Origin of the sequence: Micromonospora sp. NPDC049374 (assembly GCF_040677165.1) — a bacterium.
Taxonomy (GTDB): Bacteria; Actinomycetota; Actinomycetes; order Mycobacteriales; family Micromonosporaceae; genus Micromonospora.
The window spans coordinates 244,030-256,955 of sequence record NZ_JBFAQH010000007.1; the positions used below are offsets into that span (position 1 = coordinate 244,030).

Genomic DNA, 12,926 nt, shown 5'->3' on the forward strand with positions numbered 1-12,926 from the left:
CCGCCTACCCGGGTGCGTGGCAGACCGCCTCGACGTTGTTGCCGTCCGGGTCGCGGACGAACACGCCGAAGTAGTCGGCGTGGTATTCCGGCCAGACGCGAGGCTCGTGCAGCACCCGCGCCCCGGCGGCCACCGCCGCGTCGTGGAATGCCCGCACCGCCCCGCGGTCGGGTGCGGTGAAGGCGATGTGGCTCTCCTGCCCCACCGCCTCGGCGGGGGCCGGGCTGAGCCAGAAGTCCGGCTTGCCGCTGCCGTAACCGACGGCCTCGGGATACTGCAACATCCGGCGGGCACCGAGCGTGGCCAGGACGGCGTCGTAGAACGTGATGCTGGCGTCGAGGTCACGGACCTGAATGCCGAGATGGTCGAGCATCTGCTGCCTCCGGCGTACGGGAAGGGCTCGGACGAAACAGAGGCTAGGGCCCGGGTGCGACAGGAGCCGAGGTTCGCCGTCGAGTCACCCGACCGCAGTGGGGCGCGGCCAGGGACGGCCGCGCCCCGCCCGGCAGGCGACGGGACACAATCAGGACGCGGCCGCCGCCTCGGCGGCCAGCCGCTCGGCCCGGCGCTGCCCCCACTCGCCCAGCGGGCCGAGCGCCTCGTTGAGTGACCTGCCGTGTTCGGTCAGGGAGTACTCCACTTTGGGCGGGACCTCCCGGTAGACCTCGCGGTGGACCAGACCGTCCTGCTCCATCTCCCGCAGGTGCTGGATGAGCATCTTCTCGCTGACGCCGGGCAGACCACGTTTCAGCTCGCCGAACCGCCGGGTGCCGTGGTTGTCCAGCTCCCACAGGATCAGCGACTTCCACTTCCCCGACACCACGTCCATCGCGGCGTCGATCCCGCAGATGTACGGGCCGCACCTGTCGCCTGATGCCATGGGTCCGCCTCCTCGGTAGCCGATCTTCATCACTTACCTTCAGGTAAGTATTGAACAAAATAGTGGGTACTTGCCCGCTCGATTGTGGTCGCCAACCATGGTGATCGGCGCGCCCGTCGGATCATCGGACAGAGCAGGGGACCACCGAATGACAGTCAGCACCACCTTCCTGGGACTGGGCGCGATGGGCAGCGCGCTCGCGAGAACGGCATCGGACGCCGGCCACCGGATCGTCTGTTGGAACCGCACCGGTCACCGGGCGCAGAGCCTCGGCGAGCAGGGCGCCGTCATCGCCGACAGCGTCGAGCAGGCGATCGTCGGTACGCGCACGGTCGTCGTCTGCCTCTTCGACGCCACCTCCGTACGGCAGGTGCTCGAACCCGTGGCGACCGGCCTGTCCGGTCGTACCGTGATCAACCTGACCACCACGACGCCGAACCAGTCCCGTGACCTCGCCCGCTGGGCCGGCGAGCGGGACATCGGCCTCCTCGACGGTGCGATCATGGCCGTCCCGGAGACGATCGGCGGCCCCGAGTCGGCGATCTTCTACAGCGGATCGGCGGAGGGCTTCGCGCAGCACCGACAACTGCTCGACCTGTGGGGTGAGAGCAGCTACCTCGGGCCGGACGCGGGCATGGCGGCGCTCTACGACACGGCGATGCTGGCCGGCATGTACGCGATGTTCGCCGGCTTCCTGCACGGCGCGGCCATGGTCGGCTCCGAGGGAGTGCCGGCCGGCGAGTTCGTCCGGCGGCAGGCACCGTTCCTCGCCGCGATGACGGAGCAACTGGCCGACTACGCCGCGACGATCGACGAGCAGGACTACCTCGGGCCGGGCCAGCAGAGCCTGCGGTTCACCGAGACGGCCCTCAGCACGGTGATGCAGGCCAGCACCGGGCAGGGCGTCACCGACGAGGTGCTCAAGCCGGCGCACGACCTGGTCCGTCGGCAGCTCGCCGCCGGGTTCGGGGAGCACGGCACCGCCCGCATGTTCGAGGAACTGAGGAGTGTCCGATGAGCGGGAACAGCGATCTCCGGCCGGTCACCGTCATCGGTCTCGGGCCGATGGGGCAGGCGATGGCCGCCGCCCTGATCCGCGCCGGACATCCGGTCACGCTGTGGAACCGCACCCCGAGCCGGGCCGACGCCCTGGTCGCCGCGGGAGCCACCCGCGCGCCGACGCCCGCCGCCGCGGTGGCCGCCGGCGAACTGACCATCCTCAGCCTCACCGACTACCCGGCGATGTACGACATCCTCGGCCCGCTGGCGGACGAACCCGGGGCCCTGGCCGACCGCACCCTGGTCAACCTCAGCTCCGACACCCCCGACATCTCCCGACAGGCGGCGACGTGGGCCGCGAGCCACGGTGCACGGTTCGTGACCGGCGGGGTGATGGTGCCCGCCCCCATGGTCGGCACCAGCGAGGCGTACGTGTTCTACAGCGGAGCCGGCGACGCGTACGACCGCAGCCAGCCGGTCCTGAGGATCATCGGCGAACCGAGGTACCTGGGCACCGATCCGGGGTTGGCGCAACTGTTCTACCAGGCGCACCTCGACGTCTTCCTGACCTGCCTGTCGAGCCTGCTGCACGCCACCGCACTCGTCACCGCGGCGGGCGTACCAGCGGCCGACTTCCTGCCCGGCGCGCTCACCACCCTCACCGACATCCCGGCGATGATCGGCGACGGGCTAGAGTTGGCCCGCGCACTGGAGGCCGGCGAGCACCCGGGCGACCTGAGCACGTCGCGGATGATGGGTGCCACCGCCGAGCACATCCTGCGGACCAGCGAGACAGCCGGCGTCGACGTCGAGTTGCCGAAGGCGGTCAGGTCACACTACGAGCGGGCGGTCGCGGCCGGGCACGGCGACCAGGACTGGACCGCCCTGTACGAGGTGATCCGGGCCGGTTAGGGCAGCTCGGTGGTGCGGTCGGCCAGGCGGGACAGGGCGGGCGCGGCGGCGCGCAGCCGCTCCCGGTCGGTCGCGTCGAGGCCGGCCAGAGCGGCGGCGAGCAGCTCACGGCGGTACTGCCCGTAGGCGGCGATGCGCTCGTACGCCACGTCGGTCAACTTCAACCGGACGGTACGCCGGTCGGCCGGATCCCGGTCCCGGCGCAGCAGGCCGGCGGTGGTCAGCTCGCCGACCAGGGTGCTCACCGTGTTCGCGGCGGTGCCCAGTCGCTCGGCGGCTTCCCGGACGCTGATCCCGGGCTGGCGCTGCACCAGCCGGAGCACCTCGACCTGCGCGTCCGGCAGGGCGGCACGTCCGGTCCGCTGGATGGCCCGCCGGCGGAGCACCCGATGCAGGTCACTGAGGGCGGCACCGAGCTGGTCGAGCGTCTCGTCGGTCACAGTGCCGCCCTTCCACGCTGCAACACCTCTGTAGGCAGAGCTATCGTAGCCGGACGCCCCCGGCAGCCGGCCACGCCGTGGTGGCACCGACCGCCGAGGGGACACCGATGCCGCAGACCGACGTGCCCGTACGCCCGCCGGAGCGCATCACCCCACCCACCGGTCGCGCCGCCCTCGCGCTGCTGGTGCTGCTCGGCTCGCTCACCGCCATCGGCCCGCTGTCGCTTGACACCTACCTGCCTGCCTTTCCCGGGATGACCCGTGACCTGGCCGCCAGCCAGGCGCAGATCCAGCTCTCCCTGACCACCTGCCTGATCGGCATGGCGCTGGGCCAACTCGTCACCGGCCCGCTCAGCGACCGCTGGGGGCGGCGCCTTCCGGTGCTTGTCGGCGTCGCCGCGTACACCGTGTTGTCGCTGGTCTGCGCCCTCGCACCGTCGGCGGAGACGCTCGCGGTGGCCCGCTTCGCGCAGGGCTTCGCCGGTGGCATGGGTACGGTCGTCGCCCGCGCCGTGGTGCGTGACCTGTACTCCGGCCGGGCCGCCGCCAAGTACTTCTCCCGACTCGTCCTGATCTTCGGCATCGCGCCGATGGTCGCCCCCGCGCTCGGCAGCCTGGTACTCAACGTCGGCGACTGGCGCACCATCTTCGTCGCCCTCGCGCTGGTCGGTGCCCTGCTCGCCACCGCCGTCGCGCTGCGGCTGCCGGAGACCCTGCCCGCCGAGCGGCGCAACACCGGTGGCCTGGCCGCGACCGCCGCCGCCGGCCGCGCCCTGCTCGCCGACCGCGTCTATCTCGGGTACGCGCTGACCCAGGGCCTCGCCTTCGCCGGACTCTTCGCCTACCTCTCCGGCTCCTCGTTCGTCCTCCAGGACGTCTTCGGCCTCTCCGCCGGCACGTTCAGCCTCGTCTTCGGTGCCAATGCCCTCGCCTTCGTCGCCGTCGGCCAGCTCAACGCCCGCCTGCTCGACCGCTACGATCCCCGACCCTTGCTGGTCGCCGGCCTCGGTCTCGGCGTGCTAGCCGCCCTCGGTGTGCTCACCGGGGCACTGCTAAACAACCTGCCAGTGGTCATCGCCGCGCTCTTCGTCTTCCTCGGCTCGCTCGGCCTGGTGATGCCAAACGGGACCGCCCTCGCCCTGGACCGGCACGCCGCCCGCGCCGGCACCGCCGCGGCGGTGCTCGGCGGCATCCAGGCCGTCATCGCCGCCAGCGCCGCACCACTTGTCGGGCTCGGCGGGGAGGGCAGCGCGATCCCGATGGCCGTGGTACTCAGCGCCGCCGCTGCCGCCTCCCTGCTGACGCTGCTGACCCTCGCCCGCCCGGGCCGCGCCCGATAGCCCGGGCTGTGCCGGCTGCTCCGGCTACTCGGGCTGTGCCGGCGCTCCCGGCTCGTCGGCGAGGGCGGCGGCGAGCCGCTCCAGGAAGGCGTCGACCTGCCCCATGTCGTAGCCGCGCAGCGCGACCTCCAGCGTCCTCCCGTCCAGCTCCGCCCTGACCGCGTGACGCTGTTCCGCCGGTCCCGAGGCGAGCGCGTCCAGACCCCGCTGGATCAGGTCGTCCACCATCCGCTTCTCATAGCCGCGCAGCGCCGAGTCGAAGACCGGCTCGGAGAGAATCCGCTGGCCCTGCCGGGCGTCGATTCGGCCTTGCCGGGCGTCGGTGAAGCGGCCACCGCTGACCCGGGTCAACTCGGCGGCCACCTCGTCCGCCGACTCCCGCACGTCGGCGAGGCTGAGCAGCACCAGGGCGGGCCGGTCGTCGACCGGGGTCCGACCGACGAGCGGACGGTCGATTGCCGAGCCGACGCCCGGGACCAGCAGCAACGACGGAGCAGCCGGTCCCGCAGCCGCTGCCCGTGCGGGTTGGCCCAGCACGATCGTGTCGATCTCGGCCCACGGCACCAACCGGTTGAGCCCGGCGACCCTCAGGTCCAGCCCGTCGGGGCCGATCCGGAACCGGAACGGCCGCAGCGACCGAGCGGTGATCCAACCACCCGTCAGCAGTGCGGCTCCGGCGAAGATCGACGCGCCCATCCCGGGAGAGCCCAGCAGGAGGGACACCCCGAACGCGAGCAGCAGCACCCCGAGCGCCAGCGACCGTCGATTCCTGCGCAGCTCCATGACGACACCTCGATCATCTAAATGGCGTGCAGAGCATGGCACGCCGACGCAGTCAGCGCTGACCCTGTCGGCGTCGGCCGCCGCTGATCACTGACACTCAGCCGGGCGGGTTGCTCGGGTTGCTATGGCTGGACGGGTCGCTCGGGTTGGACGGGTTGTGCCGGTCAAGCGGGACGGCCTGGTCGGGTAAGCGGGCGATCAGGGTCGACAGCTCGTCCAGCATCGAGTCCACCTCGGTGCGGTCATAGCCCAGCTCGCTGGTGGGCAACTCCGCCCGGATCCGATCGACGAACGTCTTGGCGTCCGAGCGCAGCCGCGACTGTTCGCTGAGCAGCACCTGCTGTCCGACCTGGATCAGCTCGTTGACCCGGGCGGGCTCGTACCCTCCCGGCCTCATGGTGAATCGCGGCGAGTCGAAACGAGCACGGCGTAGTTGGCGGACGTCTGTGAAGCGGCTCCCGGCGTAGCGGGCCAGCACCGACGCCACCTCGTCCACCGGCTGCTTGACATCGACGAGATCGACCAGGACCAACGCCGGCCGTCCGTCGAGCGGGCTCCGACCGTCGAACGGGCCGCCGATCGTCGAACCCGCCGCCGGCACCAGTAGCAGAAAGGTGGATATCTGGTGCTTCTCGCCCACCACCGGCACCTGCGGGTCGAGGATGATCGCGTCGACCTCGGCCCACGGCACCGCCCGGCTGAACCCGGTTACCTGAACGACCAGCCCGTTCGGGCCGATGTGGAACGTGAACGGCCGGCGCTGGGCGAGGACCATCCCGCCGCCTATCAGCAGGGTCATGAGGCCGAAGATCCACCCGAACACGGTGAGACGCTCGATGCAGCCCAGCACGAGCGCGCCGGTCACGAAGAGGAACAGGCCGAACACCAACAGGGTGCGGTCTCTACGCAACTCCACATCGATCCCCTCGGATGCGTGAGTCGTTGGGGAGAGCATGGCACGGCGGATACCCGGACGGCCGCCCACCGACGGGTAGGCGACCGCCGTGGTTGGCGATGATGCGGCCGTTTGTCAGGGTGCGCCGAAGTCGGGGATGGTGATGGTGCCGTCCGCCGCGATCGGGAAGCCTGGATTCCAGGCGACCTCCCAGAGGTGACCGTCCGGGTCGGTGAAGTAGCCGGCGTACCCGCCGTAGGAGGTGTCGCGGGCCGGTTGGGTGACCTTGGCACCGGCCCGGGCGGCGGCGGTCATCAGCTGATCCACCTCGGCGCGCTCGCGTACGTTGTGGGCCAGCGCGACCCCGGCGAAGCCGCCCGCGGCCCGGTCGTCGACACCGGCGTCCTCGGCCAGTGACTGGCGCGACCACAGTACGACGGCGAGCCCGCCGGCCTGGAAGAAGACGGTGTGCTCGACCTCCTGGCCCTGCCAGCCGAGCTGCCGGTAGAAGTCGCGGGACCGGGCCAGATCGGCGACGCCGAGCGTGATCAGACTGAGACGCTGTTCCATCAGCGCAACCTAACCCGGGGTCGCAGCGGCTACCCGAGGGGGACCTGGACGGCGACGTCGTGTTTCGGGTAGAGCGAGGCGATCTGGTCGGCACCGTACTTGTCGCGGAACATCGCCACGACGTGGTCGACCCGGTCGGCCTCGGTGATCGGGGTGGCGCTCGAACTCAACGCGGTGCCGTTGACCGCCAACTGGACCATCGGGGTCTGCCGGACGTTCTTGTACCACTGGCTGTCCGAGCCGGTCACCGGCACCAGGAAGACGTTGTCGTCCTCCTGCACGAACCACACCGGATGGGTGATCTGCCGCCCGCTCCTGCGGCCGGTCACGGTCAGCTCGACTTCGCGTACGCCATCAAGTGCGTCACCGATCGCGTTGGTCATGGTGTCCCCCGCTGCTTGCCCCCGACGATGTCTCTGCTGGCCAGGCTAGGGACCGACGCCGGGCCGCGTCGCCGGATCCGGCAGCTTCGCCCGGCGGAACAGAAAACTCCCGGTGCCGCGTGGCGCGGCACCGGGAGTTCCTGTTCAGGTCAGCTCAGCGGAGCGCCGCCGGGCTGTACCACGTTGTTCACCGTAAGGGTGTACGGCGCGTACTGCGTGACCTGCTCGGTCGGCTCGTCGTAGGCGACGATGGCGACCACCTTCGGGAAGGCGCTCAGCAGGGCCGTCTGGATCAGGCCGAGGGTGAAGTTGGACTTGCCGTCGGCCTCCACCTGGTAGGCCAGCTTGAGCTTCTCGTTGATGCCGACGAAGCGGACGTTCCAGTTCGCCACCGGCGTCGGGTTGATCTCCGACGGCGAGTCGAACGGCTCCAGGCTCGAACCGTCGCTGACCAGCGTGCCGCCGACCGCGATGTCGTCGACAAGCAGACCGCCCTCGTTGACACCGCCGTCGCTGACGTACCGGAAGCTGACCAGCACGTCCTGCCCGGCGTACGCGGACAGGTCGAACGAGTGCGGCTGGAAGCCGTCGGTGGTGCCGTTCAGCGCCGGGCCGAGCGGACCGGCGACGGTCTCCTCACCGGGGATGACGGTGTAGGTCTCGCCGCCGTCGGTGGAGACGCTGACGTAGCCGTAGTCGTAGCCGGTCTCGGCACCGTACTTCGCCAGGAAGGTAAGCGTCGGGTCGGCGGCCGGCACGGTCACCGGGGTGACCGCGGCGACGTCCAGGCTGTTGCCGTTGCCGGACCACAGCACCGGGTTACCGCTGCGATCCGGGTCGTCGCTGACGATCTGCCAGGCCAGCGGGACCGGCGGCAACGTCTTCGTGCCCTGGAACTTGATCGAACGCAGATCGCCCAGGCCCAGCGGCTTGCCGTTGGCCTTCTGCAAGGTGACGTAGTCGGCGCCGTTGGGTGCCGCGCCGCCGGCCGCGTACGAGGCGGGGTTGGCCAGGTTCACGGTGGCGTCGAGGCTGGCCGTGGTGACCCGGCGCTTGTCCACCCCGAGCATGATGCCGAGCTTGGAGTTCCCGACGATCCGGTCCACCAGGTTCATCGTCTGGTAGTCGTGGATCACCTTGTACATGTCCTTGACGCCCTCGGCCTTCAGCGCCGCCTCCAGGCTGGCGAAGCCCTGCAGCTCACCGTCGCGGTGCAGCCGCGAGATGAAGTCCAGGCCGTAGCGGTCGTACAGGAACAGCACGAACGAGTAGACGTTGCCGTAGTCGGCCAGCACGCCACTCGACGTACTGCCCTCGTTCCACAGGTTTATCGAGTTCTCCGGGCCACCGCAGTCCCGTGGATTGGTGTTGTAGTCCGTCTGGACGATGCCGAAGCCCTGGAAGCAGTAGATGTGGCTGTCCGTGCCGGGCTCGTCGACCCGGGCCGTGGCGTCGACGTACCCGGCGAGCGTCTGCACGAAGTCGGAGAGACCCTCGTTCAGCCAGGTCGTCTCGAACGGGTCGGTGTAGTAGTGCGCCAGGTGCTGCCACTCGTGGATGAACGTGCCCTCGTACAGCTGCGGGCGGGCCGGCCGGCTGGTGCACAGGTCGTCGGTCGGCTCGTTCGGCGGGTTCGCGCCGGTGCGGTGCGCCCAGTCGAACGCGTCGACAGTCATGATGTTGCGGTCGAGCAGCTCGTTGAAGAGCGAGAAGTGGAACCCGGCGATGTAGCTGGGGGCGGCCGGGAAGTCGTAGAAGTTGTCGTCGCGTACGTTGTCGACGAGCGTGACCGTCCGGTTACCGGCACCGGTGAAGTCCCCGTCGATCTGCGCGTTGCTGCCGTCCCGCTCGGGCGGGGTGCTGAACGCGGCAGTCGACTTCGGGTACATGTTGGTGTCGAACTCGTGGACCAGGCCAGCGACCTGCTCGTCGGTGACCACCGTGGAGTTCGGGATCTGCCGGCGGCAGTCACCCTCCGGGAACTCCGTGTCGTTGGCGACCCACACCTCGATGTTGTCGCCCACGCCGCGCAGCGTGTAGTCCTTCAGGTAGATCACACCCTGGTAGTCGTCCAGGGCGAGCCACTGCCGCACCGTGCCGACCGGCGGCGTGTCGGCCGCAGCCGCCTTCGACCGGGCCTGGGTGCGCGGCTGATACTGGGTCGGGGCCTCCAGGCGCTGACCGTTGAAGGTGAAGTCCTTGCGGGTCAGCTCACGGACATCGCTGGCGAGCCCGGTGGCCGGGGCCGGCACCGGCTTGACGGTCGCGGCCTCCGGGGTGGCCGAGGCGGCGGTCGGCTGAGCGATGACGAGTAACGGTAGGACGATGGCGCTGGCTGCTATCCCCGCGAAGCGGCGTCGTGCCACGAAACCTCCTCATAGGTGGAAGACCACCGGCCCGGGGTGGCCCGGGCACCGGTGGATCTACGCACGCTGATCGAGCGTCCCCGTATCCTGTGCACGTCGCCCCCGATCAGGCAACCCTTCACCGGAATCAATCGAGGCGGTGAGGCTTTCGCGCCAAGCGCCCGATCAGCCGCAGTTACCCCAGCTGTACCGGCCGGCGCTCTGCCAGCTCGTGAAATACAGAACCTCGCCGTTGTACATGACGCACTTGTCCCGGGCGGAGCGCTGAATCGCCGCGTAGTACTTGTAGTTGCCCGGGTCGTAGGCCCAGGAACCGCCCTGCACCCGGATCCCGGCGGAAACCCCGGTCGTCGAGCCCACCGCCACCCGCTTGAGGGTGACGACACAGTTGTACCCGCTGGCGCTGTTGTACATCAGGTAGACATCGCCCACCTTGGTGCCATCCGGTGCGGAAATCGACCGGTGGCCGTCAGTGGTGTGGGCCCACGAACCACCGAAATCGTTGTTGCACGCCTGTGCCGCGGTGAACGGATTCGTCGCGGCCTGTGCCGGCGACGCGAGCGTCACCGCCGCCACCGTCGCCGAGACAATCGAGATGGCCAGTCGTCGTGCCAGTCCCCGCATTACGCCCTCCTGATGCTCCGGCGCGAAGATCGCGCACATGCGCTGGCATCCTCCCACATTGGAGGCTCATCAAGATCCATGGGCCGCCGATCGCCCGGACGCGACCGTACTTCGTCAGACCGGCTTACCGAGCTGGGCCAGCACGGCGTCCAGGTGGGCCAGGGCCTGCTGCCGGATCGGCGTAGAAATAGCCGTCGGTGAACTCGACGACGTCGCGCAGCTCGACCTGCGCGCCCAGGGCCTGCCGCAGCAGGCCGGCGATCTCGTCCCGGGACAGATCGCGCCTGGTGATGCTCCGCACGCCGGTCCGGGCTGATCGGGTGGTGCCGACCTGGCCGGACGCGGTTTCAGTCGAGTTCGACGAAGGGGCGGTTGAGGTGCGCGGTGGCGAGCACCGCGCGTTCGTGGCGGGCCGTGTCGAGCAGACTGCGGCGGGTCAGCCGGGCCAGGTCCTGGTCCGCCTCGTACCGGTAGGCGACGTCCGGGTCGGCGATCTGGACGGCGTGCACGAGCACGTCACCGGTGACCACCACCTGGTCGTGGCGGCCACCCTCCACCAGCACCGACTGGTGCCCAGGGGTGTGGCCGGGGGTGGGCACCACCCGGATGCGGTCACCGCTGCGGCCGGTGAGGGTACGACGGCCGGCCCCCGCCGGGTCGCCGCTGAGTACCACGGCACCGTCCACGGGGTGCAGTTGCCCCGCCGCCCGCAACGGCCGCACCACGTACCCCAGCATTTCACTGCCGCCGGCTTCCAGCGCGTCGAGTTCGCGCTGCTGCACCACGTACCGTGCGTTCGGGAACATCGGCACGCCCTCGGCCGTGACCGCCCAGCCGGCATGGTCCTCGTGCAGGTGCGTCAGCACCACCGTGTCCACCCGACGTACGTCGATCCCGTTGCCGGCCAGCACCTGAGGCAGCGCGCCCGGCACCGGCGCCCATGCCGAAGCCGGGCTGCCCTCCGGCCCGATCCCGGTGTCCACAAGCGTGTACCGGTCGCCGGGACGGCGGATGGCGTAGCAGCGGAAGTCCAGGTGCCACGTCCGATCCGGCCCGAACGCGGCCGGGTCGATACGCCGGGCCGCCGCCCAATCATTTCCCGACGCCCCGGAGAAGGCGTCGTCGTAGCTGAGGAAGAACGGGCCGGCGGCGTCGCGTAGCGCGAGCACCTCGAAGCATCCCACCGCGCGGACAGTCGAGCGGCCCCGCCGCGCCTCCGCCAGCGCCGGCCGGGCCGCTGCCTGCGCGGGCGGCACCTCCGCCTGCGCGGGCCGGGCGGCGAGGACACCGCCACCCACGGCCGCCGCCCCCAGCAGCAACGTCCGCCGGCTAACCCCTTCTCGCGAGTACGACACAGCACTCTCCTCCATCCAAGTCCACGCCGACCGCCGTCGCAGGGCCGGCTGGGTGCAACTTCGGGGAAGGTGTCCCCTCACCTCGGCGGGAGGCGACATCTTCCCCGTAGTTGTCAGGAGATCAGCGGGGCGAGGGCGGGTGCCAAGGATTCGAGCGGGTTCTAATGTTGGCGATGTGTTGACTCTGCACGTCGACGCGGAACGGCTCGTCCGGTCACGGTTTGCGCTGTCGCGGCTGACGGAGGTCACAAACGCGCTGGAGGTGCTCGCCCACCCCGAGCGGGCACCGTACGCCCGTAGTTGGGTGACCCAGACTCGGCGCACCCTCGACCCCGGCTCGGTCGACGTGCTGTTCGCGCTGGTCAACGGTGCCGCCGCGTACATCCCGGATTTTCTGTCCCCGCTGCCCGGCAGCTACCAGCCCACCCTCGACGAGGAACTCGCGGCCGTGGCGGCGACCACCGGCGAGAACGTCCACCGACAGCTACGGACGGCGTTCCGGATCGGCCCACCCCCGCCGGTCCTGTTGGAACGCAGCCCGACCGGACGAGACCCTCGGCCACCACTGCCGGCCACGGTCGCCGAGCTCCTCGCCCGACGTGGCGAGGAGGCGCTGCTCACCTGCGTCGTCGACCAGCTCGCCCGCTTCTGGCGGCACACGCAGGTCGACCTGTGGCCGACCCTGCACCGGGTGCTCGACGAGGACATCCGCCACCGCGCCACACTTGCCACCCGGACCGGGCTCGCCGACATCGTCCGCACCCTCGACCCGAGGCTCACCTGGGACGGCCGCCGGGTGACCCTCGACTCGCCCGCCGAGCTGTCCCTCGACGCGGCCCGAGGGCTCATCCTGTCCCCGTCGGCGTTCCTGCCCCGCCCAGCGGTGTACCTGGGCGCACCCGGCCTGGTCATGGTCGGCTACCCGGCGCGGGGGCGGGGCCAGGTGTGGTCGCTGCCCGCCCCGGCCGGCGAGGAGACCGGCATTCTCGGCGCGCGCCGGGCCGCGCTGCTGACCGACCTGGCTACGCCGCTGACCACGACCGAACTGGCGGCGCGGCACCGGATCAGCCCGGCCACCGTGTCGTACCACCTGGGGCGGCTGCGCCGGGCCGGGCTCGTCGTGTCCCGGCGGGAGGGACATGAGGTCCGGTACGAGCGGACGCAGTCGGCGGCGGGGCTGTTACGGGCGCTGCGCGGCGACGGCCGCAACGGCTGACGACCGGTGAAGCCGCGCGATGTTCTCCGCCCAATGTCGGCGAGCAGCAGGTAGACAGGGTGTATAAGTATTACCGAGGGAGGTGGGTAATGCTTATATCGACGTCCGTCTGGCAGGCGCTGACTGAAGCGGGGGTCGCGCTCGTGCCGCGTTCGGCTGACCG

At 70.5% G+C, this 12,926-nt stretch carries 15 protein-coding genes; 4 read left to right on the plus strand and 11 right to left on the minus strand.

The annotated features are described in order from the left end of the window. Nucleotides 1-4: 4 nt before the first annotated feature. On the minus strand, nt 5-373 hold the full coding sequence (locus tag AB0J93_RS14850) for a VOC family protein (RefSeq protein ID WP_093401989.1): 369 nt from the start codon (nt 371-373) through the stop codon (nt 5-7). A 150-nt stretch (nt 374-523) separates the two neighbouring features. Then, nucleotides 524-880, minus strand: coding sequence for a helix-turn-helix domain-containing protein (locus tag AB0J93_RS14855; RefSeq protein WP_093401988.1), 357 nt, complete (start codon nt 878-880; stop codon nt 524-526). Nucleotides 881-1,028: 148 nt separating this feature from the next. Between AB0J93_RS14855 and AB0J93_RS14860 the strand changes: the two genes are divergently transcribed. Both AB0J93_RS14860 and AB0J93_RS14865 read left to right on the plus strand, forming a co-directional pair. Continuing rightward, entirely contained in the window at nt 1,029-1,898 is an 870-nt protein-coding gene (locus AB0J93_RS14860; protein WP_363921953.1) for an NAD(P)-binding domain-containing protein, read from the plus strand. Then, the gene (locus AB0J93_RS14865; RefSeq protein WP_363921955.1) at nt 1,895-2,791 is read left to right on the plus strand and encodes an NAD(P)-binding domain-containing protein; all 897 of its coding nucleotides are present in this window, start codon (nt 1,895-1,897) and stop codon (nt 2,789-2,791) included. The genes AB0J93_RS14860 and AB0J93_RS14865 overlap by 4 nt, the downstream gene beginning before the upstream one ends. Here AB0J93_RS14865 and AB0J93_RS14870 read toward each other — a convergent pair. After that, the gene (locus AB0J93_RS14870) at nt 2,788-3,231 is read right to left on the minus strand and encodes a winged helix-turn-helix domain-containing protein (RefSeq protein ID WP_363921957.1); all 444 of its coding nucleotides are present in this window, start codon (nt 3,229-3,231) and stop codon (nt 2,788-2,790) included. The genes AB0J93_RS14865 and AB0J93_RS14870 overlap by 4 nt on opposite strands. 107 nt (nt 3,232-3,338) lie before the next feature. On the opposite strand from AB0J93_RS14870, the gene AB0J93_RS14875 reads away from it, so the two are divergent. Continuing rightward, nucleotides 3,339-4,571 (plus strand): multidrug effflux MFS transporter, encoded by a 1,233-nt coding sequence (locus tag AB0J93_RS14875; protein ID WP_363921959.1) that lies wholly within the window; start codon nt 3,339-3,341, stop codon nt 4,569-4,571. A gap of 24 nt (nt 4,572-4,595) precedes the next feature. Here AB0J93_RS14875 and AB0J93_RS14880 read toward each other — a convergent pair whose 3' ends face one another. The 8 genes from AB0J93_RS14880 to AB0J93_RS14915 all read right to left on the minus strand — a co-directional run bounded on the left by AB0J93_RS14880 (nt 4,596) and on the right by AB0J93_RS14915 (nt 11,547). Then, complete coding sequence (locus AB0J93_RS14880; RefSeq protein WP_363921961.1) at nt 4,596-5,354, minus strand: DivIVA domain-containing protein; 759 nt, start codon at nt 5,352-5,354, stop codon at nt 4,596-4,598. Nucleotides 5,355-5,451: 97 nt separating this feature from the next. Next, nucleotides 5,452-6,270 (minus strand): hypothetical protein, encoded by an 819-nt coding sequence (locus AB0J93_RS14885; protein ID WP_363921963.1) that lies wholly within the window; start codon nt 6,268-6,270, stop codon nt 5,452-5,454. A 114-nt stretch (nt 6,271-6,384) separates the two neighbouring features. After that, nucleotides 6,385-6,819, minus strand: a complete 435-nt coding sequence (locus AB0J93_RS14890) for a VOC family protein (RefSeq protein ID WP_363921965.1) — start codon at nt 6,817-6,819, stop codon at nt 6,385-6,387. 29 nt (nt 6,820-6,848) lie between these two features. Beyond that, complete coding sequence (locus AB0J93_RS14895; protein ID WP_363921967.1) at nt 6,849-7,202, minus strand: nitroreductase/quinone reductase family protein; 354 nt, start codon at nt 7,200-7,202, stop codon at nt 6,849-6,851. A 149-nt stretch (nt 7,203-7,351) separates the two neighbouring features. Then, nucleotides 7,352-9,568, minus strand: a complete 2,217-nt coding sequence (locus AB0J93_RS14900) for a choice-of-anchor J domain-containing protein (protein ID WP_363921969.1) — start codon at nt 9,566-9,568, stop codon at nt 7,352-7,354. A gap of 165 nt (nt 9,569-9,733) precedes the next feature. Continuing rightward, nucleotides 9,734-10,231, minus strand: coding sequence for a hypothetical protein (locus tag AB0J93_RS14905; protein ID WP_363921971.1), 498 nt, complete (start codon nt 10,229-10,231; stop codon nt 9,734-9,736). Between the two features lie 85 nt (nt 10,232-10,316). Further along, complete coding sequence (locus AB0J93_RS14910; RefSeq protein ID WP_363921973.1) at nt 10,317-10,493, minus strand: hypothetical protein; 177 nt, start codon at nt 10,491-10,493, stop codon at nt 10,317-10,319. A 46-nt stretch (nt 10,494-10,539) separates the two neighbouring features. Further along, nucleotides 10,540-11,547: an MBL fold metallo-hydrolase gene (locus tag AB0J93_RS14915; RefSeq protein WP_363921975.1), complete on the minus strand. Its 1,008-nt coding sequence runs from the start codon at nt 11,545-11,547 to the stop codon at nt 10,540-10,542. A 175-nt stretch (nt 11,548-11,722) separates the two neighbouring features. On the opposite strand from AB0J93_RS14915, the gene AB0J93_RS14920 reads away from it, so the two are divergent. Then, a complete protein-coding gene (locus AB0J93_RS14920; RefSeq protein ID WP_363921977.1) occupies nt 11,723-12,763 on the plus strand; it encodes a DUF5937 family protein in 1,041 nt (346 codons plus the stop codon). Nucleotides 12,764-12,926: the final 163 nt, after the last annotated feature.